This is a genomic window from Microbacterium sp. B35-30 (assembly GCF_010634855.1).
In the GTDB taxonomy this organism is placed as follows: Bacteria; Actinomycetota; Actinomycetes; order Actinomycetales; family Microbacteriaceae; genus Microbacterium.
In genome coordinates this window covers 1-21,685 of the sequence record NZ_MWLQ01000001.1, presented here as the reverse complement: position 1 = coordinate 21,685, position 21,685 = coordinate 1, and the positions used below count along the sequence as shown (strand labels likewise).

Sequence of the window (21,685 nt, the reverse complement as noted above, 5' to 3'; positions counted from 1 at the left end):
CGCCGGCCCCGGTACCGCCCGCGCCGGCGCCGGCCCTCACTACGTGGCCGGCGGCGTGCACACCGCTGCGGCGGCGATGGCGTCGTGGTACTGCTCGGGCGTCCAGGGCAGTCCCGCCTCGGGCACCGCCTGGCCGGCGGCCGCGGGCGCCTTCGACGCGATCGCCGCAAGCTCCCATGCGAGGTACTCGCCCACCGCCGCGTCGGCGGCCGAGTTGTTGAGCACGACGGCGACTGTCAGCCCGGTCGACGGGTCGGCGAACGCGGCGGTGATGTAGCCCGGCACCTTGCCGTACTGGCCGATGAGCGACCCCGCGATCAGCGCACCGCCGTCGGTGGTGTACCACGACGGACCGTCGGGGGCGACCGCCACCGGGGCGCCGAAGCGGTCGTCGTCCTCCACGAGCGCGCCCGAGGCGAGCGCCTGCACATAGCGGCCGAGATCCTCGATGTCGGTGACGGCGCCGGCGTCGGTGAACCCGCTGCTCGTCGACGCCGCGGTCAGGTCGAGGGGTGCCGCGCAGTCGAGCACGCCTTCGGCGTTGTTCACCGACTGCCCGCCCTTCAGCACCCCCTCCTCGGGAAGGTCGCCGAGCGCGGTCGCGTCCAGACCCAGCGGATCGGCAAGGTACGTCTGGATGAGGTCCGCCGCCGTCATGTCGGTGGCGCGCTCGAGCGCCAGCCCCAGCAGCACGTAGCCGGCATCGGAGTCGCGGTAGGCTGCGCCGGGCTCGCCCGAGCGCGGCTGGCCGAGCCCGAAGCTCGCGAGGTAGCGGGGCTCCCAGTCGCGTGCCGGATTGGTGAGCCACGACGAGTACAGCTGGCCGGCGAAGGAGCCGATCCCCGATGTGCCGTCGCAGAGCTCGACCAGACTGACCTCGGCGAGGTCGGGCACGCCCGATACGTAGGCGGTGACGCTGTCGTCGAGCTTCACCTTTCCGGCAGCGGCGACCTCGAAGAGCACGTCGCATGTCATCGCCCGCGTCACCTTGCCGGCGCGGAACGCCAGATCGGCGGTCACCTCGCCGCCGCCGTCGGGCCGCTGCGTGCCGAGGCCGGCCACCCAGGCGCCGCTCCACGGCGCCCAGACGCCCACGATGGCGCCGGACGACCCGGTGGTGCCCATCGCGTGGGTGACGGCATCCGTCAAGCGCTGCACCGTCTCATCGGGCAGCGCGTCCTCCGACTGCGGCGGCAGATCCGGCTCGATCCCCCCGCCGAACGAGCAGCCGGCGAGCAGGAGAACGGACGCCACAGCACCGGCGATGACCGCGTTGGCGCGGCGACGTGTAGACCGGGTCCGCATTCTCACCCCCCGACGATCGTGCATTGAATTCAAACACACCATGGTCGCTTGCCGTGAACGGCGATCCGTAGGGTGTCAGCATGACGCACCACTTCGACGATGACGCCCTCACCGGCGTGCTCAGCCACATGAACGGCGATCACGGCGACGACAACCTCCTCATCGCCCGCGCGTTCGCCGCCGATGCGGGGATCGCGGATGCCGAGATCACCGCTTCGGCGATGACGGGGTTCGACGGCGACCGCGGAGTGTGGCAGGCGACGCTCGCCGACGGTTCGACCGCCGACGTCGAGGTGCCGTGGCCGTCGGGGCCGATCTCCGAGCGCCGCGAGGTGCGCCGCGAGATCGTCGCCCTCTATGACGAGGCGTGCCGGCGTCTGGACATCGAGCCGCGCCCGCACGCCTAGGCCGCGGCCTGGAGAACATTTTTGTTAGGTTCGCCTTATCTTCAGTTAGCATGAAGGTATGAGCGACCCGATCCCGTTCTCGACCGCCCTGCGCGAGCGTTCGAGCAGCTCGCACTCCTCGAGCGAGCACTCCGGCTTCATGGCCGACCTCATGAAGGGGGAGGGCACGCGGGACGACTACGTCGCGCTGGTCGCCCAGCACTGGTTCATCTACGAGGCGCTCGAGCGCACCGCCGGCCAGATGCGCAACGACCCGGTCGCCGCGGTCTTCATCTCCGACAAGCTCACGCGCCTGCCCGCGCTCGAGGCGGACCTCGAGTTCCTCGTCGGGCCCGACTGGCAAGAGCACATCGAGCCGCTGCCGACCACGCAGCGCTACGTCGATCGCATCAACGAGGTCGGCGCGACGTGGGCGGGCGGCTTCGTGGCCCACCACTACACCCGCTACCTCGGCGACCTGTCGGGCGGCCAGTTCATCGGCCGGCTGATGGCCCGCCGCTTCGGGTTCGACACCAACGGCATCGGCTTCTACCTCTTCGAGGACATCGCCGACCCGAAGGCCTTCAAAGACGTCTACCGCGAGCAGCTGGACGCGGCACCCTGGGATGCCGCCGAGCAGGAGCGCGTCATCGACGAGGTCCTGCTCGCCTACCGCTTCAACACCGAGCTCTTCGAGGACCTCGCTCACGCGAAGGCCGCCCAGGTCGCCTGACCGCCGGTTCGCCTGACCGCCTGACCGCCTGGTCGCCTGACCGCCAGGTCGCCTGACCGCCGGTTCGCCCGGCCCGGTTCCCGGTCGCCTGGACCCGTCCCACCCCGCCCCACCCCGCCCTCCAGATGCGAAAACACGGGTCCGTCACCTGACACGCCCGGGTCGCGGCATCCGTCAGCGGCGTGTCGCCGTCACCGAGCCGACTTTCCGCGCACTGCCATGGGCGGCAGACGGACGGGACTGCGATTCAGGATGCCGCTGGCCGGCGCACTGCGGACGCCATGAAGCGCCGCACGTCGGGGTCGACCTGGATGTCGCGCGGCCGCAGCGGGCGGGAGAGATAGAGCCCGTCGAGCGAGGTCAGCCTCGACAGCGCCACGTAGGTCTGCCCCGGGGCGAACGCCCCGGAGCCCAGGTCGATGATCGCACGGTCGTAGGTCTTGCCCTGCGACTTGTGGATCGTGACCGCCCACGCCAGCCGCAGCGGGAACTGGGTGAACTCCGCGACGATGTCGCGCGTGAGCTGCTTGGATCCGGGGTTGTACGAGTATCGGTACTTCTCCCAGACGGCGGGCTCGACGTCGAACTCCTCGCCCTCGACGTCGACGCGCACCGTCTCACCGGCGATCCGCGTGACCGTCCCGATCGTGCCGTTCACCCATCGAGGCGGCTCACCGAACGAGGCGGTGTCGTTGCGCAGGAACATCACCTGGGCGCCGACCTTGAGCTTGAGCTCGAGATCGGCCGGGTACGCGGCATCCCCTCGTCCGAAGTCCCCGTTCACCTCGGCCATCGCGGTCTGCTCACGACCGACGAGCTCGGTCAGGTGCCGCCGGTTGATGTTGTTCACGATGTCGTTGCGGGTGGCCAGCGTGATGATCGGGTGCTCGCCGTCGACCGGGTCCGGGGGAGTGCGTGCCCCGGTGCTGTTGAGGACCTCCGCGATGTCGGCGGTCACGTGGCCGTAGCGCACCGCATTGAGCATGGCCTTGAACGCCGGGTCGGATTGCCGGTGGATGTCGACCAGCTCGCGGATGTTCAGCTCGGCGCCGTACGAGCCGACGTCGAGGATGCCGTCGCTCGCCGACTCACCCACCCACACCTTGGCATCGAAGAACCAGAACGAGCGGTAGTGGTCGTTCACGTACCGCAGCTCGTCCCCGCGCGGCGGCACCGGGGCCAGCTGGTACGGGTCGCCGAACATCACGATCTGCGCGCCGCCGAAAGGCTCGCCGCGGCGTCCCCGCGCCTTGCGCAGCGCGCGGTCGATGGCATCCATGAGGTCGGCGTTGACCATGGAGATCTCGTCGATGACCAGCGTGTCGATGGCGTTGAGCAGCTTGCGCGTCGCATCGGACTGATCCTCGTCGTGCGCGCCGATGATCCCCAGCGGCAGCTTGAACAGGGAGTGGATCGTCTGGCCCTCCACATTGAGCGCCGCGACGCCGGTCGGCGCGCACACGGCGATCTGCTTGCTCGTGTGCCATGCCAGGTGCTGCAGCAGGGTCGACTTGCCGGTGCCGGCGCGCCCGGTGACGAACACATGCTCGCGGGTGTCTTCGATGAGCCGGAACAGCGCCTCCTGCTCGGCCGACAGCGCGAGGCCGGCAGGAGAAGGCGTTGTGGTCACCGATTCATGCTAACGAGCGGATGCCGCCTCCCGGCTGCCCGCGCCCGAATCGGTGGACGACGTGTCACTGTCCACAGGCGGCTCGGCGTCGCGCCAGCTGCCGGTGCCCGCGACGACCTCGTCCATGATCGCCCGGAACCGCGGGCACGTCGTGATGTCGTGCGACCGGCAGCGCAGGGCGTGCTCGGTCATGCGCCGCGAGCGCTCCATGTCGGCCATCCGGCGGCCGAGGTCGGCGAGGTGCTCTTCGAGCACCCGGTGCCGCTCGGGCGCCTGCTCGTCGAGCAGCACGCCGATCTGCTCCAGGCTCATGCCGGCGCTCCTGCTGCGCACGATCACGCCGATCCGCACCAGGTCGTCATCGCCGTAGCGTCGCCGGTCGCCGCCGTCGCGCGCGGGAGTGAGCAGCCCCATGTCCTCCCAGTGGCGCAGCACGTGAGTCGGCAGCGAGAACCGGGCCGCGGCATCCCCGATCGACAGATTTGACTTCATGTCGACATGAAGTCACAGAATCTCTCCGGACGCAAACGACGAGAGGACCACTCATGTACGACGTCATCGTGATCGGCGGCGGCCCGGCGGGCCTGCAGGCCGCCCTCACCGTCGGCCGCATGCATCGCACCGTGCTGCTGCTCGACTCCGGGGAGTATCGCAACGCCACCGTCGAGCACGCGCACAACCTGCTCACCAACGACGGCCGCAGCCCCGCCGAGCTGCGCCGCATCGGCCGCACCGAGCTCGCCGCCTACGACACGGTCGTGCTGCGCACCGGCGCCGTCACGACGGTCGCCGGGGAGATCGGCGGCTTCGAGGTCACCACGGCCCAGGGCGTGGAGCGGGCGCACCGGATCGTGCTGGCCACCGGCATGCGCGACGAGCTTCCGCCCGTCCCCGGCCTCGCGGGCCAGTGGGGTCGCCGCGTCGCCCAGTGCCCGTTCTGTCACGGCCACGAGTTCGCCGGGGAGCGCATCGGCATTCTCGTCGACGGCGAGCACGGTGCCATGATCGAACGGATGCTGCGCCCCGTCGTCGCCTCGGCCTTCCTCGCGCGTCCGGCGGACGTCGCCGCGGTGACCGAGGTCGACGGCGGTCTCGAGCTCGAGCTCCTCCGAGGCGGAGCCGAACGCGTCGCAGGCGTCTTCACGGCCGCGACGTCGACGCAGCGCGCACCGTTCGCCGAGCAGCTGGGCTGCGGCATCCTTCCGAGCGGCGGCGTGGAGATCGACCCGCTCGGACGCACGACGGTGCCCGGCGTGTACGCGGGCGGCGACATGGCCCACCTCGCCGTCGTCCCCGGGCCGATGGTGTCGCTGGCGGCCGCGATCGCCTCGGGCCAGCTGGCGGGCGCCAGTGCCGTCCGGGACGCGATCATGGCCTGACCTGGGCGGAACCGGTCGCGGCATCGCCGAAGGGGACGGGCAGTCCCGAATGTTTCAGGTCCGCGACAATGTCGGCTGTCCACAGGGGCCTCCCGGTCGGTCTTTCCTAGACTGGCCGGGTGGACCAGGGGGCAGTGGGCACGGCAGCCGGTCGCGCGAGTGCGCCTCCGGCCGTCGACGCGACCCCGCCCACCCTCGCCTCCGAACCGGAACCGGCCCTGATCCAGCCGCCGCACAAGCCCCGCCGTCGAGGCCGTCTCGCGCTGGACCTCTCACTTCTCGGCGTCGTCGGCCTCGCGCTGGTGGGCGCCGTGTTCGCCGCATGGGGCGTGATCGAGCGCCAGTTCTACAGCCCCGCAGCGTTCGTCGAGCGCTACGTCGACCTGCTCGCCGAGGGCCGCGCCGCCGATGCGCTGACGGTACCGGGGGTCGATGTGACGACCGCCGACCTCGAGGCTGCGGGGCTGCCGTCCACGGCATCCGACGCGCTGCTGCGCAGCGCCGCCCTGGCACCGATCACCGACGTCGAGGTCGTGTCCCAGGAGCAGGACGGTGACATCACCCGCGTCACCATCGAGTACCTGGCCGGCCGCTACGACGGCCGCACCACCTTCGCCGTCGAGCGCGACGGCTCGATCGGCCTCGCGCCCACGTGGCGCTTCGCGAAGAGCCCGCTGGCCGTCATGAACCTCGGTGTCACCGGCTCGATGGTGTTCGACGTGAACGGCTTCGAGATCGACAAGCGCCAGGTCTCACCGGAGGGGGCGGATGCCGATCCCGCCGCCCCCGTCTCGCTGCTGGTGTTCTCACCCGGCCTGTACTCGGTGTCGGTCGACACGGCGATCTCCAGCACCCCGGGGGTGGCGGTGCTCTCGGACAGCCCGTTCCGCGCGATCCCGGTGAACGTGCAGGCCCAGCCCACCGAGCAGTTCCTGACCGTCGTGCAGGACGAGGTCGAGGAGTTCCTCACCGCGTGCGCGACGCAGGAGGTGCTGCAGCCGACGGCGTGCCCGTTCGGCTTCTTCGTGCAGGACCGCATCGCCTCATTGCCGGCCTGGTCGATCGTGACGCAGCCGACGGTCGCCGTCGAGCCCGACGGCGCCGGCTGGTCGATCCTCCCCTCCGAGGCGGTCGCGCACATCGAGGTCGACATCCGCTCGATCTTCGACGGCAAGGTGCGCACGGTGTCCGAAGACGTGCCGTTCATCGTCAAGGGCGCGATCACGGTGCGCCCCGACGGCAACGTGACGATCGTCGTGACGGGCCCCGACACCACCTGACGCTGCTGCGGTCGCCGTCGCGGACTCAGCGTCCGGTGCCCGCCTTGGCGTCCTTCTCGGCGAGTTCTGCCAGGCGGGCGTTGTACGCCTCGAGCTCGGCATCCCCGGTGCGGTCGGCATGACGGTCGCGCCGCTTCGTCTCACGGTCGTCGCTGCGGCTCCACTGGATCGCCACGGTGATCGCGAGGATGAGCGTCGGGATCTCTCCGATCGACCAGGCGATGCCGCCGCCGGTGTACTGGTCCTCGAGCGGGGTGGCACCCCAGATGCGGCCCATCGAGCCGAACCACTCGGCGATCATCAGGCCCTCCTGCATCATGATCGCGATGCCGAAGAAGGCGTGCATCGCCATGACGCCGATCAGGAGCAGCAGCCTCCCGGGGTAGGGCAGCCGGTAGGGGACCGGGTCGATGCCGATGAGGGTCATCACGAAGAGATAGCCGGTGATGAGGAAGTGCGCGATCATCCACTCGTGCCCGAGGTGGTCGTACAGCGACCAGCGGAACAGCTCGGTGTAGTAGAAGACCCAGAGGGAGCCGACGAACAGCGCGGCGGCGATGAACGGGTTCGTCAGCACCCGGGCGACCGGTGAGTGCACCGCCCACAGGATCCACTCGCGCCCACCGCGCGTGCCGTCGTCGCGCTTGCGGATGGCCCGCGCTGCCAGCGTGATGGGCGCGCCGGGCACCAGCAGCAGCGGGATCGCCATGGTCAGCAGCATGTGCGCGACCATGTGCATGCTGAACAGGTAGTCCTGGTAGACGTTGATGACGCCGCCGGTCACCCAGACCAGCAGCAGCCAGCCCGCGACCCACATGAGCGTGCGATAGAGCGGCCACGCGTCGCCGCGGCGGCGCAGGCGCCAGACGCCCGCGAGGTAGAAGAAGATCGCGAACCCGGCCACGACGGCCCACAGCAGGTCGACGTTCCACGACGTGAGCCAGCGGTCGAGGGTCAGCTCGGGCGGCAGCGGTGCGCCGGTCAGGCGCTGGGCGGGCGTCGGGCTCTCCGGGATCAGCGCGGTGACCGGCGGAGGGGTGCGTGCCAGCGCGGCCGCCGCACCGCTCGCGGCGCCCATGAGCACGAGCTCGAAGACGATGAGCGTCCAGAACGACCGGGTTGCCCGGTCGGTGTCGCGCATGCGGCCGATGAGCCGCGTGCGGTACCAGGCGCCGAAGAGCCCGAGCGCGATCAGTGCCAGCACCTTCACACCCAGGATCACGCCGTAGGGCGAGACGAGCGCTGACCAGTCCTGCAGTCCGATCGCGGCGCGCACCGTGCCCGAGACCGCGACGACCGCGAAGGCGGCGAGCGCGATGCTCGAGTAGCGCCCGACCGTCGCGGCGCTGTCGTCGCGCGACTGCAGCGGCCGCACGATCACGATCAGCAGCAGCCCGCCCAGCCACACCGCCGCCGCGATGATGTGCAGGATCAGCGCCGTCATCGCCTCGTGGTGGAACGCCTCCTCACCGGAGTGGCCCTGCGTGCCCATCGGGACGAGGGATGCCGCGGCCAGCAGCGCGACGAAGAACGTGGCGGTCCACGACCTCACGGCGAAGGTCAGCACGGTGAGCGCGGCGCCCGCGAGCGTGGTGATGAGCCAGGTGCGGCCGACCTCGGTCTCGACGATGTAGCGGCCGACCTGCGCGCCGAACTCGGGGCCCATGCTGATGACGGGGTTGAACGCGTCGACGAAGGTCAGGAACCCGGTCGCCGCAGCGGCGATGGTGAACAGCGCAGCCGAGATCGACGCGGTGTCGAGGGCGGTGTCGAACTCCCGCTCGCCCGCGCGCAGGGCGAACAGCGCGGTGACCAGCACCCCGAGCATGCCGGCGGCGGAGAGGTTGACGAGCAGCTTCGCCGTCGGGAGCCCCCACCGCACGAACGGTCCGGGATCCGCGATCGCGAGCGGGGCGGTGCCGCCGCCGAACGCCAGCGCCCACACCATCACCGCGAGCGCGGCGACGACGAGGAGTGCAGGCCCGGCGGCCCGCAGCGCGCGGGGGTTCACCGTACCAGCCTACGTTGCCGGATTCCGGTCGCCGAGCCCGCAGACAGCAGGAGAGGGGATGCCGCGAGGTGCGGCATCCCCTCTCCAGAGGTCTGCGTGGGATTACTTGACGGCAGCCTTGAGCTTCGAGCCCGCGGTGACCTTGACGCGCTTGCCCGCGGGAATCTTGATCTCTTCGCCCGTCTGCGGGTTGCGGCCGGTGCGCGCCGAGGTGGCGACCTGCTCGAAGGCGATCCAGCCCGGGATGGCGACCTTGCTGCCGGCGGCGACCGCGTCGGAGACGGTGGAGAAGAGGGAGTCGAGCACGCCCGAGACGGCCGACTGGCTCTGGCCGGTCGCGCTCGCGATGCTCGCGACGAGTTCGGTCTTGGTGATGGTCTTGTCGGCCATTGGTATGTCCTCCAAAGACAGCGGGTGCCGTCTTGTCATTGCTGGGACCGGATGGCTTCGCCCCCCGGCTGGTCTGTTCGACCGGGACCGAATGTACCCGACATGGCCGACAGATCCGCGTATTTTCGCGGTTTTCTGAGGATTCGGGCCGCGTGTCGTGTGACAGGAGTGACGGATGTGACTGGTGTGCCGTCTGGCGGCGAACCTCGGCCGCCCCGTGGCGGCGCGACGGAGAGCGGGTTCAGGCTCGCCGAGCCGCCGCGATGACGACGCGCGCCGTGCGCGCGAAGGCGGGGCCGACGCGGTCCTGGCCGTCGAGGTAGCCGCCCACGAGTGCGGCATCGCGCAGCAGCACGAGGGATGCGGCGACCCCTTCGGGATCGCGCAGCCCGGCACCTTCGGCGAGCTGACGGAGGGTGCCGCGGAACCACTCGCGGTGGTCGGCGATCAGCTCGCGGACCGGCCCTTCGGCGGGGTACTCGGCCGCAGCGTTGATGAAGGGGCAGCCGCGCGTGTGGCGGTCGCGGATGTCCTGCTCGATGCCGGCCACGACGAGGTCGAGCAGCACGTCCGGGTCGTCCGACGCCTGCGCCGCCTCGGCGAACAGCGAGCGCAGGCCCAGGTCCTCGCCCTCCAGATAGGCGAGCACGAGGCCCTCCTTGCCGGCGAAATGCTTGTACATCGTCGCGCGGGTGACACCCGCCACCTCGATGATCCGGTCGACGCCCACCGAGTGGATGCCCTCGTTGTAGAAGAGGTCGGTCGCCGCCTGAAGAAGCCGCTCCCGCGCCGGTGATGAAGTGCGTGCCGCGCTCGTCGCGGCGACGGTGGTGCTCATGGATCCCCCTCGAGTGCTTCCATCGTGCCACCGTTTCTGCCCGCTGACCTGGCGGAGAGTCGGTGCACCCCGTGCTTTCCGGAATCTTCTCCAAGAAACCTGGGAATACTCTTGCGTAGATAGAACGTTCGGTCTACTGTCAGGATACATCAGCCGGAGACACACCAGGATCCGCCACTGACAGCACCGCAGGACCACCGCACAACCACCGCCAGACCACACCAGGGAGCACGAAATGGACACCACGACCAAGACCCCCATCGTCCTCATCCACGGACTCTGGATGACGCCCAAGAGCTGGGACACCTGGGCCGAGCGGTTCCGCGCCGCCGGCCACCAGGTCATCGTCCCCGGCTGGCCCGGGATCGACGACCGCACGGTCGAGGACATCCGCAACAACCCCCAAGCCCTGAAGGGGATCGGCCTGAAGCAGATCGCCGACAACTACGAGCGCATCATCCGCGAGCTGCCCCAGAAGCCGATCATCATGGGCCACTCCTTCGGCGGCGTCCTCACTCAGATGCTCGCCGACCGCGGCCTCGGCGTGGCGTACGTCGGCGTCGCCCCGGGACAGACCGCCGGCGTCACCGCCCTCCCGCTCTCGACGCTCTGGACCGGCACGCCGATCCTCGCGAACCCCTTCGGCAAGAACGGCGCCAAGCCGCTGTCGAAGCGCCACTTCCACTTCACCTTCGGCAACGACCTGCCCCGCGAAGAGTCCGACAATCTCTGGGAGGAGTTCGCCGTGAACTCCTACAACCGGGTCTTCTTCGAAGGCGTCCTGTCGGTGCTCAACGAGAAGGGCGGCGTCACGCACGTCGACTACACCCGCGCCGATCGCGCCCCGCTCCTCATCATCACGGGTGAGATCGACCACGTCGTGCCGCCGGCCATCGGCGAGGCGATCGTGAAGAAGTACAAGAAGTCCGGAAGCCCGGCCGTCGTCGACGACAAGACCTACCCGGGCCGCACCCACCGCCTGGTGAGCCAGGACGGCTGGGAGGAGATCGCGGACTACGCGCTCGAGTGGGCGACGACGCACCAGGTGCGCGAAACGGAGCAGGCTCCCGAGACGGAGGCGGCGCGGTAACCGGAGGCCCGCCCCGCGCCGCCGGGGAACCACCCCGCCGTCGAGGCACCAGCCGCCTGGTGCTTCCACGGTCGGGTGGTGTCCCGGCCGGTGTCCGCGGTGGGACGCACAGGCCCGGGGCTCGCCAGAGTCTCGGGCCTCGCCGCGTCCCCGTTCGTTGAGCGAGCGAGGAACGAGCGAGACGAAACGCTCAGCGCCCGGCGCAGAACGTCGGCTCGAGGCGTTTCGTCTCGGTCGCTGGCGCTCCCTCGCTCACCGGAACCTCTCTCGGTCGTTGAGCGTGCGAGGAACGAGCACCGGCATCAGGCGTTCAGGCCGCGCAGGGCGGCGACGACGTCGCCATGCCAGCGCCTCGCGGCGGGAAGGGCGCCGGCGAAGAGGGGTGTGTCGTGCGTCACGCCCTGGTAGCGCACGACGCTGGCATCGACCCCCGCCCTCCGCAGCGCCGCCCCGTAGGCATCGCCGTCGCCGCGCAGCGGGTCGTACTCCGCGGTGAGGATCACCGCCGGCGGCAGCCCCTCGTGGGACGCGGCGAGGAGGGGCGAGGCGAACGGCTCGTACGCGTCGGCCGGTCGGCGCAGGTACGTGTTGGCGACCGAACGCAGCTCGCGCATCGCGATGAACCGGGGGATGCCGAGCCGCCGGGTCGCCCGCAGGTCGAGGTGGCGCCCCGTCAGGTCGACCACCGGCACCTCGAGCAGCTGCAGCCGCAGCGGAAGACCGGCGCGGTCTCGGTTCACCAGCGTGACCGCCGCGGCGAGGTTCGCCCCGGCCGAGACTCCGGCGATCGCGATGCGCCGGCGGTCGACGCCGAGCTCGTCCGCCGAGGCGAAGAGCCACTCGAGGGCTGCGTACGCCTGCTCGACGGCCACCGGGTACTGATGCTCGGGAGCGAGCGCGTAATCGACCGCGGCCACCACGACGCCGGCGTCGTGCGCGCGACGGCGATTCGCGGCATCCGTCGTCGGATAGCCGATGCCTCCGATGCGGAAGGCCCCACCGAACAGCGAGAGGACGCCCGGGATCCCCTGCGGCGGAGCATCGGCGGGATCCGGGTGGTACACCCGCACCCGCACCTTCGGGTGACCCGGCACCTCGACGACGTGTTCCGTGGTGCGGATCCGCGTCCCGGCCGTGCCCACCTGGTGCAGTTCGCGGCGGTCCCATGCGAGCGCCGCCTTGCGGTGCCGGGCACGCGCGCGAGCGCGCGGTCCCAGCGGCGGCATCGGCGCTGCGGATGCCTGGGGCGCTGCGGATGCCTGGGGCGCGACATCCGCCGACTTCTGGGCAGTGGTCGGCGCCGGACCGCCGCCGCCCATGCCCGTCATCGCCGCCGGCCCGCGGGCGAACGGCCACAGCGCGCTCAGCCGCGAGCGCACCGAGCCCAGCGCCTTATCGAAGAGGTGCCTGCGATGCACCCGCAGTCGCTCTTCGAAGAACGGATCGAGATCCATCGGCCCTCCCCGTGTCGATGATCAGAGCTTAAGACGGCGTCGCCAATGCGCGCCCGGGCTTGACGCCGGCCGAATGGTGCCTCCAGCCGTCCCGCATCACGCGTCTTGGGCTCGAGCCAGGGGATTCGCGGCGAGACCGGGAGCGACGTCCTCGTTCTCGGCGCGAATCCCCTGGATCGGTGCGGAGCGGCGCGCGCGGCCGCCTCGGAGATGTGAGAAGGCCCGCAGCTCCGAGGAACTGCGGGCCTTCTGCAAGCGGGTGCTTACCAGCTGGACTTGGTCACGCCGGGCAGCTCGCCACGGTGCGCCATGTCACGGAAGCGGACACGCGAGATGCCGAACTTCGTGAGGACACCGCGGGGGCGGCCGTCGATGACGTCGCGCGAACGCACGCGCACCGGCGAGGCGTTGCGGGGCAGCTTCTGCAGACCCACGCGAGCGGCTTCGCGCTCCTCGTCGGTCGACGTCGGCGAGACGAGCGCCTTCTTCAGCTCGGCGCGCTTGGCGGCGTAGCGGTCGACGACCGCCTTGCGCTGCTCGTTGCGCGCGATCTTGCTCTTCTTAGCCATGGATCAACGCTCCTCTCGGAATTCGACGTGCTTGCGGATGACCGGGTCGTACTTCTTCAGCACGATGCGGTCGGGGTTGTTGCGGCGGTTCTTGCGCGTGACGTAGGTGTAACCCGTGCCGGCGGTCGAACGCAGCTTGATGATCGGACGGACGTCCTGTGCCTTCTTGGCCATCAGAGCTTCACACCCTTCGCCTGGAGGTCACGGACGACCGACTCGATGCCGCGGGCGTCGATGACCTTGATGCCCTTGGCCGACACGTTGAGCTTGATGTTGCGACCCAGCGACGGAACGAAGTAGGTCTTCTTCTGCACGTTCGGGTCGAAGCGGCGCTTCGTCCGGCGGTGCGAGTGCGAGATGTTGTGACCGAAGCCGGGAACTGCTCCAGTCACCTGGCACACTGCTGCCATAGTGATGTCTCCTTAGTACCGTGGAGCCGGACGGCCCCACCCAAGATCCCTTGTCTGCATCCCGCGTTCGATCCGGCCGATGAAGGCCTCGATCTGAAAGTGGGATGCGAACTGCGTGCTGGAGTGCGCGCAGACGAAGAGTCAGTCTAGCACGGACGGCGTGTCGGCCTTGACGCGGGACGGAACGGCCCACAATGTGTCCAACGGACACCGCCGGCGCGATGCTCCCCCCATATTCCGGCGCGGGAATCCTTCCTGACAGGACGGCCAACGGCGGCCGTCCGCCAGGTGCCGACCATTGCGGTTGTCTACAACTTCTCGCGGCGGCCGGCGGTCCCGGTGGAACATGTTCGTCAAATCGGGGGGAGAGGCGATGGACATCGATTCGCACGAGGAGGCCCGGCTGTGGCCGGCGTCCCCGTTCGACCTCGCCGACGCGCATCGCTGCCCGTCGTGCTTCGCCGTCATCTCGGCGCGCGCCTGCGGCTCGTGCGGATTCGAGCTGACCGACCCGCGTGCGGTGCGCGTGCTCGAGCTCGGCCGCGAGATCCTGTCGGTCGAGCTGGCGCGGCAGCGCCTGATCGACGACATCCGTCTCTCGTCCACTGCGAACGCGCCGATCGCGACGGGTGAGGCGGTGGTGACGGATGCCGCGCCCTTGCCGCTCACCGTCACCTCAGCGACCACGGCAGCCGAGGTGGCCGGCGTGGCCGTCGGCTCCCACGTGACCCCCGGCATCGTCGCTCCGGCGACGGTCGATCAGCCCGTCACTGCGTCCACGTTCGTCGCGGCGGCGACGGTGGCCGACGCCGACGGCGACGCCGGCACGGTCGCCGACGCCGACGCGGTCGCCCGCCCCCGCATCCCGGCGCACGGACCCGCCGCGCCGGAGTCCACGCCGGCGACGGTGCCGAGCGGAGCAGACCCGGTCACACCCTCCGCTGTGACGTCCGCCGCACCCCGCCGCCGCCTCACGGTGCCGGTGCTGCTGCTGATCGTCGGCGTCTCGCTCGTCGGCATCGCCGCGGTGTTCTTCCTGCTGCTGGCGTGGTTCGTCGCGGGGATCGAGGCGCGGGCGCTCATCATCGGCGGCATCACCCTGGCGACCGTGGTGCTGGCGTCGTGGCTGCGACGGCGCGACCTCGACGCGACAGCCGAGGCGATCGGCGTGCTCGGGGTGGGGCTGCTCGCGCTGGACGCGTGGGCGGTGCGGGCGAACGACCTGTTCGGCGCGGGCTCCACCGACCCCGCGGTGTACGCGGGGATCTCGGCGCTCGTCGTCGCGGTGCTGTGCCGGCTGTGGTCGCGGATCTCGGGGCTGCGGGGTCCCGACCTGGCCGCCTCCCTCGCACTGCCGGCGGGTGCCGCCTTCCTCGTCGGAGGCCTGATCGACCTGCCGACCGCCGAGGCCGTGACCGCGGGCTTCCTGGGCGCTGCCGCCGGAGGCCTCGCGCACGCGCTGCCGGCGCCGTGGTCGGCGGCGAGGAGCGGAGCGGCGAGTGTGCCGGAGCGCCTCGTCCTCGCGCTGGCGGGAGTCGGCTCGCTGATCGGCGCCGCCGTGACCGCCGCAGTTGCGACGGGCGACGCGGCACCCGTGGTGGTGTGGTGCGCCGCGCTCGTGGCGGTGCTGGGCGCGGCGCACGCATGGGCCGCGCAGCCCCGCCCCGGCGTCGAGCCCCTTCCCGGCGCCGGCGTCATCGCCGGCGTGGCCTCGAGCGTCGCTGCCGCGGTCGTCGGCCTCGCGGGCTGGTTTCTCGCGCTGCGCCTGGATGAGCCCGTGTTCACGGTGTTCGTCGGCCCGGTGCTGGCGGTCGCGGTCGCCGTCGGGCTGGATCTCGCACGCACGCTTCGCGCCTCGAGCGCGCTCGTGCCCGCCACTCTCACCGCCGCGGGGATCGGGGGCCTGTCGATCGCGGGCACCCTCATCCTCTGGGTGCTGCAGGCGGAGTCGGCGATCGCATCGGGGTGGAGCAGCTGGCACACGGATGCCTTCACCCTGCCGCCCTCGGCTCCCGAGGCGGCCCTGATCGGGGTGGCGGCGGCCGTCGCGATGGCCGGGCTGCTGTTCGCTGCCCCCACGCTGCGCCGGCCTCTGCTGAGCGATCTGCGCGCCGTGGTCGTCACCCTGCTGCTCCTGGCGGCCGCGGCACGCACCGCCATCCCCGCCGTGCTCGTCGGCACCGCGCTCCTCATCGCGGTGGCCGCTCTCGTCGGCGCCGCCCGCGCGTCGACGCACGTCGCGCGGGAGATCCGCCGTGCCGCGCCCGGCGTCGGTGCCGAGCCGGCCGCTTCGGCCGATGACGCGCAGACCGGCGCCCGGGTACCTCTCGGGCGACTCCCTCGGGCCGCGTCGCTCGAGGGTGCGAGCATGTCGGGCGCGATCGCCGTGGTCATCGCCTTCGCCGCCGGCACCGCGACCCCGTGGCTCTGGCTCATCGGAGTCGCGGCGGCGGCCGGCTACCCGGTGCTGCTGCGCACGGTGCGGCGCGCCGTCGGGCCGCTCGCCGTCGTGCTCGCGCTGGCGCCGGTGGCGGTCGCAGTGGTGGCGGCGATCATCGCCCCGGCCGCACTCGGCGCCGCGACCGGGCTCACCGGCTCGGGGCCTGCCGTCAGCCTCGCCCTGCTGCAGTGGGTCGCACTGGCGACGCTCGTGGCCGCGGCCTTCCTGCGCATCGACACGGCCAGCCGCATCGGCCTCGCCGTCTCGGGCTATGCGCTGACGACGCTGACGCTGGTCTGGACGCTGGTCGCGGCGGCCGACGACGTGGCCACGGATGCCGCCACCGCGGCGACCGTCGCCGTGATCGGCGAGCCCTTCGCCGGGCTGGTGCGAGGGGTCGCGCTCCTCGCGCTCCTCGCGCTGATCGCGATGGGTCGCACGCGGCTGCGCGGGCACGCCGTACCCGCCGCCGCACTGCTCGCCGCCCCGGCGATCGCGGCGCTCGGCCATTCGGCGCTCGACATGGCCGGCGCGAGCGACGAGGGGTGGGCGACGCTGGTCCTCGCCGCAGGGCCGGTCCTCGTCACCCTCGCGACCGCCGCGATCGCGGTCACCTCGGCGCGCGCGAAAGAAGGCACACCCGCCGGCCCCGACGCCTCGCGTCCGGCAACGGCTCCGTCCCGCACCACCGACCAGGCCACCACCGACCAGGCCACCACCGACCAGGGCACCACCGCCCTGGGCACCACCGCCCTGGGCAGCACTGACCTGGGCATCGCCGTCCAGGGCACGCCCGCCGCCCGGCCGCTCGCCCCGCTCCGCGCGCGCACCGCCGCCGATCTCGGCGCGCTGCTGACCGGGCTGTGCATCGTCTGGGGCATCGCCCCCGACCTCGTGTGGGCACTGCTCGCACTGGTCGCGCTCGCGTGCGGCGCGGCATCCGTCACCCGCGGCTGGGCCGCGCCGCCCGCCGTCGATGCGGCCGACGACCGCTTCGCCACACGGCGCGCCGGCCTGCCCGTCATGACGGCCCCGCGCCGCCTGCTCGCCTGGCCGGCGGCCGTCGCCGCGTGCGCGGCGTGGTGGGCGCTGCTCGGTGCCGGCACGCCGGACGCCGACTTCGCGCTCGAGGCCTACGCCGCTCCCGTGACGGTCGTGCTGGCGGGGTTCGCCGCTGTACTCGTTCGGCTCCGCCGTCGCGCCGAGGCGAGCATCGCCCTCGGCGCCGCGCTGACCGTCGGCCTCGTCTGGCCGGCCCTCACGGCATGGGGGGCCGCGAGCGTCTTCGGGGTGGCGGCCGCGGCGGAAGAGCCGCTCTTCGGCACCGTCGTCGCTCTCGTCGCCGCCCTGGTGTGCGTGCTGCTCGCGCTGCCTCCGGTGCGCGGCATCCGTCCCCCGTCGGTCGTCGGGTCGACGGTCGCCCTGCTCGCCCTCACCCTCGCCGCCGTCGATCGCGCGGTCGATTGGTCGACGGACGCCTGGCCGTGGCAGACGGCCTGGCTCGCGCTTCCCGTCGCCGTCGGGTACGCCTCGGGCGTGGGCTTCGCCGGGGCACGGCCGGAGCGGCTGTCGTCGCGCGGCTACGCCGTCGCGGCGCCGCCGGCCGCGCTCGGTGCGGGGGCCCTCGTGGTGCTGGGCTTCGTCGGCCATGGCGCCGTCGTCGCCGGCGCCCTCGCCGTGCTCCTCGCGGCGCACCTCGCCTCGGCCGCCCTCGGGCGGGCACCGTTCGCCCGGGCGACCAGATGGACGGCGCTGGCCGGCGCCATCGCCGTCGCAGGCGTGTCGGTGCTGGCCGGAGGGACCCGGGAGATCGAGTTCGCGACTCTGCCGATCGCCGCCGCGTGCGGGCTCGGAGCCGTCCTGGCGGTGCGTCGTCGCCGCCGTACCGGGACGACGTGGCCGGCGGGCGAGCAGTACGTGTGGTCGGCGGCGCTGGCGCTCGCCACCGTGCCGAGCCTCCTCGCTCCGGCGGAGCCCGCCCGGGTCTGGCTGCTCATCGGCATCGGGCTGATCGCCGCGGTCGCGATCTCGCTGACGCCGATCCCGGACGCGTGGCGCGTGCGGGTGCCGTCGGCGCTGATCCTCGCCGCGGCGGCGCTGGCGATGGGCGTGCGCGTGCTCTTCGACCCCTGGTTCGCATTCGGCGACGCGGCAGCCGCCACGGCGGCCGTCGGCGCCGTCGCGGTGGCGATGAGTCTCACCGCCACCGCGGTCACCTTCGCGGAGGCGCGGGTGGCGGCCTGGCTGGCGGCCGCGGGGGTCGCCCTGCTCGCCACGACGACGCTGCTGCGCGCCGGAGACGACGCAGGGGTCGTCGCAGTGACCGTCGCGATCGCCGGCGCGGCCGCCGTCGCGGGCGCGGCCGCCCTGGGGCTCCGGCGGTGGGCGGCCCTCGGCGCGGTGCTCGCCGTCGGCGGGCTCGTGGTCGTGGCCATCGGATGCGGGGTGCGCTTCCTCGCCGTCGCGGGCGACCCGGGATTCGAAGCCGATCTGTGGGTGGTCGCGGCGGCCGCGATCGCGGTGGCGGTCGTCACGGCGGCGATGCGCGCCACGAAGTCGCGACGCGTCGACCTCACCGTCGGCATCGGGCTCGCCCTGGCGGTGGTGCTCGTCGGAGCGGCCGAGACCGCCCTCCTCGCCGCCGGCACCGGCACCGGCCTCGATGAACTGCGGACCGCGACCACCATGACGATCCTGACCGCGGCGGCGTACGTCGGCGCCGTGTGGCGCGGCCGGCTCGGAGCGGCGCCCGCCGTCGTCGCGGCCCTGACCGGCGCCGTCTTCGGCACCCTGGCGTTCTTCGCCTTCGGTGTCGACCCGGTGGAGCTCGTGACGGTGCCCGCGGCGCTCGGCGGAATCGCCTACGGTGCTCGCACGCTGCGGTGCCGGCCGGAGTCCCGCACCTGGCCCGCACTCGGCCCATGGCTCGCCCTGCTCCTGCTGCCCTCGCTGCTGTACGACTTCTTCGGCGAGGCGGAGCTGTGGCGCATCGTGGCGCTCGGCGTCGTCGCCGTCGGCCTGGTGGTGGTCGGCGCGGTCTTCGCGCTGCAGGCGCCTCTCGTGCTCGGCTCGGCCGTGTTGCTCGTGCACGGGATCGCGCAGCTCTGGCCGTTGATCTCGACGTCGTACGTCGCCGTGCCGTGGTGGCTGTGGCTCGGCATCGGAGGCGCCGTGCTGATCTTCATCGCGGCGCGCTACGAGCGACGGGTGCAGCAGCTGCGCGCCGCCATCACGGCCGTCACGTCGCTGCGTTGATCACGACGGGCTGATCACGACGGGCTGATCACGCCCGGGCCGGCCTCGCGCGCGCCGCGCCCCCACCGGAAGGGCGACACCGTCGACTCACCCGGTATCCAGTAGCGCCACGGGAACACCGCGGTGCCCGCGACCCCCGCCACGCCCACGCGCGGGCCCGACGCCACCTCGGCCAGCGGCTCGGCGAGCAGCTCCAGTCGGGCGACAGCGCCGTGAAGGGCGGTTCCCGTGATGGCGTCGATGCCATCGTGCACGGGATGCCGCAGTCCCACGGCATCGCCCAACCGGCCGGGTCCGCGCGCCAGGTCGCGCGGCGTGCGAGCCGCCGGCCGACGGCGGGCCGCGGCATCCGCCCCCTCCAGCACCTCACCCGCCCGCAGCAGCACACCGCCGGCGACGCCGTCCGGTCCGCACACGACGTTGACGCAGGAGTGGATGCCGTGGCTGAGGTAGACGTACAGGTGACCCGGTTCGCCCCACATCGTGGCGTTGCGCGGCGTCGGCCCCATGCGCGCGTGCGAGCCGGGATCGGGCACCGTGCCGGTGCCGCGGCCGTGGTACGCCTCGACCTCGGTGAGCCGCAACACCACGGTCTCGCCCTCGACCACGGTCGTGAGCCGGGCACCGAGGAGGCGCGGCGCGACGTCGGCGGGAAGGTGCTGCAGGTCCGCGCGGGTCGCCGCTTTCCAGAGCTCCCGCACCATGCCGCCGAGTCTACGTCCGCGCGTCGGCGCGCCGACGGTCTCGCGGCAGTTGCTGCGAGCGATACTGTTCGCGCATGGGGAACTGGTTCGCACTCATCCTGTTGAGCGTCTCGCAGTTCATCATGGTGCTCGACAGCACGGTGATGAACGTCTCGATCTCGACCGTCGCCGCCGACCTCGGCACCGACATCTCGGGCATGCAGGCGGCCATCACCTTCTACGCGCTCACGATGGCGGCGTTCATGCTCACCGGCGGCAAGCTCGGCGACCGCTGGGGGCGCAGCCTCGCGTTCCGGATCGGCTCCGTCATCTACGGCATCGGCTCGTTGACGACCGCGCTGAGCCCCAACCTCACCGTCCTGATGATCGGGTGGTCGCTCGTCGAGGGTCTCGGCGCAGTGCTCGTGATCCCAGCGATCGCCGCCCTCGCCGCGATCAACTACGAGGGCCGCGCGCGGGTCGTCGCGTTCGCGGTGCTCGGCGCCGTCACCGGCGGCGCCGCGGCGGCAGGACCCCTCATCGGCGGACTCGTGACCACGTACTCGTCGTGGCGCTACGTCTTCGTCGCCGAGGCGATCGTGATGACGCTCGTGCTGATCGTGTCGGGGCGCATCAAGGACGTGCCGGGCGACCGCACGCTGCGCATCGACCTGCTGAGCGTCGTGCTGTCGGCCCTGGGTCTCGCGCTCCTCGTGTACGGCATCCTGCAGAGCAAGACGTGGGGCTGGTTCGAGCCCCTGAACCCTCCAGTGATCAACGGCGAGCCGTTCGCCCCACTCGGCATCTCGCCGGTCGCGTACATGATCCTGCTGTCGGTCGTCGTGCTCTGGCTGTTCGTGAAGCGTCAGCAGCAGCTCGAGCGCACCGGGCGGGTGCCCCTGCTCAAGGTCAGCCTGCTCCGCATCCCGGCTCTTCGCAGCGGCCTCACGATGTTCATGGCGCAGTACTTCGCGATCGCCGCTCTCTTCTTCGTCATCCCGGTGTACCTGCAGACGATCCTCGGCTTCGACGCCCTGCAGACGGGCCTGAAGATCCTGCCGCTGTCGATCGGGCTCATCCTCTTCTCCGTGGTCGGCTCGCGGCTGGCGGCCGTGCGTTCGGCCCGCAACCTCGGCCGCATCGGCCAGCTCACGCTCGGCGTCGGCCTCCTCCTGGTGTTCGTCGCCGTGCGGCCCGAGCTCGCCGATTGGCTCTTCGCGACCGGCATGTTCGTGGTGGGCGCCGGCTTCGGGCTGCTCGCCTCGCAGCTCGGCAACGTCAACATGTCGGCGGTGGAGCAGTCCGACACGTCCGAGGTCGGCGGCCTGCAGGGCACGTTCCAGAACCTCGGCTCGTCGTTCGGCACGGCGATCGTCGGATCCGTCTTCATCCTGCTGCTGACCTCGGGCTTCACCGCCGCGGTGCAGCAGAGCACGACGCTTCCCGACGACGTGCGGGAACAGGTCGTGGCGAGCGCGTCGAAGGGCGCCCCCATCATCTCCGAGCAGCAGGCCGAGGATCTCTTGACGGATGCCGGTGCCGACCCCGACGCCGCGTCGGAGGTCGCCCGGCTCTACGCCGACACGCAGGTCGAGTCGCTCCGCCAGTCGCTGTTCTTCGTCTTCGCGCTGACGCTGCTCGGGCTCCTACTGTCGACCGGGCTGCCGTCGAAGATCCCCGTGCCGGCCGCGCGCAAGGACGGGACATCCGGCCCGTGACGATCCTCGAGGGCCCGCGGCCTGACGCTCGCACGCAACGCGTCCCGGACCCCCTGCCGATCGGCGTTCGCCCTGCCACCGCGCCCGCTGAATCGGTTCACTTGCGCTGAATGT

At 71.8% G+C, this 21,685-nt stretch carries 18 protein-coding genes; 7 read left to right on the top strand and 11 right to left on the bottom strand.

Translation table 11 applies throughout. From position 1 onward, the window contains the following. Positions 1–39: 39 nt before the first annotated feature. On the bottom strand, positions 40–1,305 hold the full coding sequence (locus tag B2K11_RS00090) for a serine hydrolase domain-containing protein (protein ID WP_163615932.1): 1,266 nt from the start codon (positions 1,303–1,305) through the stop codon (positions 40–42). Positions 1,306–1,385: 80 nt separating this feature from the next. On the opposite strand from B2K11_RS00090, the gene B2K11_RS00085 reads away from it, so the two are divergent. Then, positions 1,386–1,712 (top strand): DUF2470 domain-containing protein, encoded by a 327-nt coding sequence (locus B2K11_RS00085; protein ID WP_163615797.1) that lies wholly within the window; start codon positions 1,386–1,388, stop codon positions 1,710–1,712. A 58-nt stretch (positions 1,713–1,770) separates the two neighbouring features. Then, on the top strand, positions 1,771–2,424 hold the full coding sequence (locus B2K11_RS00080) for a biliverdin-producing heme oxygenase (RefSeq protein ID WP_163615796.1): 654 nt from the start codon (positions 1,771–1,773) through the stop codon (positions 2,422–2,424). A gap of 247 nt (positions 2,425–2,671) precedes the next feature. Here the strand turns inward: B2K11_RS00080 and B2K11_RS00075 are convergent, their stop codons facing one another. Together B2K11_RS00075 and B2K11_RS00070 are read right to left on the bottom strand one after the other, a co-directional pair. Beyond that, positions 2,672–4,054: a DEAD/DEAH box helicase gene (locus tag B2K11_RS00075; RefSeq protein WP_163615795.1), complete on the bottom strand. Its 1,383-nt coding sequence runs from the start codon at positions 4,052–4,054 to the stop codon at positions 2,672–2,674. Between the two features lie 9 nt (positions 4,055–4,063). Then, complete coding sequence (locus tag B2K11_RS00070; protein ID WP_163615794.1) at positions 4,064–4,546, bottom strand: MerR family transcriptional regulator; 483 nt, start codon at positions 4,544–4,546, stop codon at positions 4,064–4,066. A 53-nt stretch (positions 4,547–4,599) separates the two neighbouring features. Here B2K11_RS00070 and B2K11_RS00065 point away from each other — a divergent pair, with 53 nt between their 5' ends. Next, the gene (locus B2K11_RS00065) at positions 4,600–5,433 is read left to right on the top strand and encodes an NAD(P)/FAD-dependent oxidoreductase (protein WP_163615793.1); all 834 of its coding nucleotides are present in this window, start codon (positions 4,600–4,602) and stop codon (positions 5,431–5,433) included. Between the two features lie 119 nt (positions 5,434–5,552). Next, a complete protein-coding gene (locus B2K11_RS00060; protein ID WP_345770745.1) occupies positions 5,553–6,713 on the top strand; it encodes a hypothetical protein in 1,161 nt (386 codons plus the stop codon). 25 nt (positions 6,714–6,738) lie between these two features. Here B2K11_RS00060 and B2K11_RS00055 read toward each other — a convergent pair whose 3' ends face one another. The 3 genes from B2K11_RS00055 to B2K11_RS00045 form a co-directional block, all read right to left on the bottom strand. Further along, positions 6,739–8,724, bottom strand: a complete 1,986-nt coding sequence (locus B2K11_RS00055) for a cytochrome c oxidase assembly protein (RefSeq protein WP_163615792.1) — start codon at positions 8,722–8,724, stop codon at positions 6,739–6,741. Positions 8,725–8,826: 102 nt separating this feature from the next. Then, on the bottom strand, positions 8,827–9,114 hold the full coding sequence (locus tag B2K11_RS00050; protein ID WP_163615791.1) for an HU family DNA-binding protein: 288 nt from the start codon (positions 9,112–9,114) through the stop codon (positions 8,827–8,829). 241 nt (positions 9,115–9,355) lie between these two features. After that, positions 9,356–9,952 carry a TetR/AcrR family transcriptional regulator gene (locus tag B2K11_RS00045; protein WP_163615790.1) on the bottom strand — a complete coding sequence of 199 codons (597 nt, stop codon included), beginning with the start codon at positions 9,950–9,952 and terminating at the stop codon, positions 9,356–9,358. A 235-nt stretch (positions 9,953–10,187) separates the two neighbouring features. Here B2K11_RS00045 and B2K11_RS00040 point away from each other — a divergent pair, with 235 nt between their 5' ends. Continuing rightward, complete coding sequence (locus B2K11_RS00040) at positions 10,188–11,042, top strand: alpha/beta hydrolase (RefSeq protein WP_163615789.1); 855 nt, start codon at positions 10,188–10,190, stop codon at positions 11,040–11,042. A gap of 302 nt (positions 11,043–11,344) precedes the next feature. Here B2K11_RS00040 and B2K11_RS00035 read toward each other — a convergent pair whose 3' ends face one another. From B2K11_RS00035 to rpmB, 4 genes are all read right to left on the bottom strand, one after another. Further along, a complete protein-coding gene (locus B2K11_RS00035; protein ID WP_163615788.1) occupies positions 11,345–12,496 on the bottom strand; it encodes an alpha/beta hydrolase in 1,152 nt (383 codons plus the stop codon). Between the two features lie 263 nt (positions 12,497–12,759). Then, positions 12,760–13,065: a 30S ribosomal protein S14 gene (gene rpsN / locus B2K11_RS00030; RefSeq protein WP_163615787.1), complete on the bottom strand. Its 306-nt coding sequence runs from the start codon at positions 13,063–13,065 to the stop codon at positions 12,760–12,762. Positions 13,066–13,068: 3 nt separating this feature from the next. Next, on the bottom strand, positions 13,069–13,239 hold the full coding sequence (rpmG, locus tag B2K11_RS00025; RefSeq protein ID WP_005051772.1) for a 50S ribosomal protein L33: 171 nt from the start codon (positions 13,237–13,239) through the stop codon (positions 13,069–13,071). After that, positions 13,239–13,475, bottom strand: a complete 237-nt coding sequence (gene rpmB / locus B2K11_RS00020; RefSeq protein WP_055832508.1) for a 50S ribosomal protein L28 — start codon at positions 13,473–13,475, stop codon at positions 13,239–13,241. The genes rpmG and rpmB overlap by 1 nt, the downstream gene beginning before the upstream one ends. 373 nt (positions 13,476–13,848) lie before the next feature. Between rpmB and B2K11_RS00015 the strand changes: the two genes are divergently transcribed. After that, positions 13,849–19,170, top strand: coding sequence for a hypothetical protein (locus B2K11_RS00015; RefSeq protein WP_163615786.1), 5,322 nt, complete (start codon positions 13,849–13,851; stop codon positions 19,168–19,170). Positions 19,171–19,184: 14 nt separating this feature from the next. Here B2K11_RS00015 and B2K11_RS00010 read toward each other — a convergent pair whose 3' ends face one another. Next, positions 19,185–19,874, bottom strand: a complete 690-nt coding sequence (locus B2K11_RS00010; RefSeq protein WP_163615785.1) for a DNA-3-methyladenine glycosylase — start codon at positions 19,872–19,874, stop codon at positions 19,185–19,187. A gap of 74 nt (positions 19,875–19,948) precedes the next feature. On the opposite strand from B2K11_RS00010, the gene B2K11_RS00005 reads away from it, so the two are divergent. Continuing rightward, positions 19,949–21,571, top strand: coding sequence for an MFS transporter (locus tag B2K11_RS00005; RefSeq protein ID WP_163615784.1), 1,623 nt, complete (start codon positions 19,949–19,951; stop codon positions 21,569–21,571). The last annotated feature ends 114 nt before the right edge of the window (positions 21,572–21,685 follow it).

Bases quoted from the DNA above. Each gene is read 5' to 3' on its own strand.
- B2K11_RS00090 (WP_163615932.1), bottom strand. From the start codon at position 1,305: ATGCGGACCCGGTCTACACGTCGCCGCGCCAACGCGGTCATCGCCGGT.
- B2K11_RS00085 (WP_163615797.1), top strand. From the start codon at position 1,386: ATGACGCACCACTTCGACGATGACGCCCTCACCGGCGTGCTCAGCCAC.
- B2K11_RS00080 (WP_163615796.1), top strand. From the start codon at position 1,771: ATGAGCGACCCGATCCCGTTCTCGACCGCCCTGCGCGAGCGTTCGAGC.
- B2K11_RS00070 (WP_163615794.1), bottom strand. From the start codon at position 4,546: ATGAAGTCAAATCTGTCGATCGGGGATGCCGCGGCCCGGTTCTCGCTG.
- B2K11_RS00065 (WP_163615793.1), top strand. From the start codon at position 4,600: ATGTACGACGTCATCGTGATCGGCGGCGGCCCGGCGGGCCTGCAGGCC.
- B2K11_RS00050 (WP_163615791.1), bottom strand. From the start codon at position 9,114: ATGGCCGACAAGACCATCACCAAGACCGAACTCGTCGCGAGCATCGCG.
- B2K11_RS00045 (WP_163615790.1), bottom strand. From the start codon at position 9,952: ATGAGCACCACCGTCGCCGCGACGAGCGCGGCACGCACTTCATCACCG.
- B2K11_RS00040 (WP_163615789.1), top strand. From the start codon at position 10,188: ATGGACACCACGACCAAGACCCCCATCGTCCTCATCCACGGACTCTGG.
- B2K11_RS00035 (WP_163615788.1), bottom strand. From the start codon at position 12,496: ATGGATCTCGATCCGTTCTTCGAAGAGCGACTGCGGGTGCATCGCAGG.
- rpsN (WP_163615787.1), bottom strand. From the start codon at position 13,065: ATGGCTAAGAAGAGCAAGATCGCGCGCAACGAGCAGCGCAAGGCGGTC.
- rpmG (WP_005051772.1), bottom strand. From the start codon at position 13,239: ATGGCCAAGAAGGCACAGGACGTCCGTCCGATCATCAAGCTGCGTTCG.
- rpmB (WP_055832508.1), bottom strand. From the start codon at position 13,475: ATGGCAGCAGTGTGCCAGGTGACTGGAGCAGTTCCCGGCTTCGGTCAC.
- B2K11_RS00015 (WP_163615786.1), top strand. From the start codon at position 13,849: ATGGACATCGATTCGCACGAGGAGGCCCGGCTGTGGCCGGCGTCCCCG.
- B2K11_RS00010 (WP_163615785.1), bottom strand. From the start codon at position 19,874: ATGGTGCGGGAGCTCTGGAAAGCGGCGACCCGCGCGGACCTGCAGCAC.
- B2K11_RS00005 (WP_163615784.1), top strand. From the start codon at position 19,949: ATGGGGAACTGGTTCGCACTCATCCTGTTGAGCGTCTCGCAGTTCATC.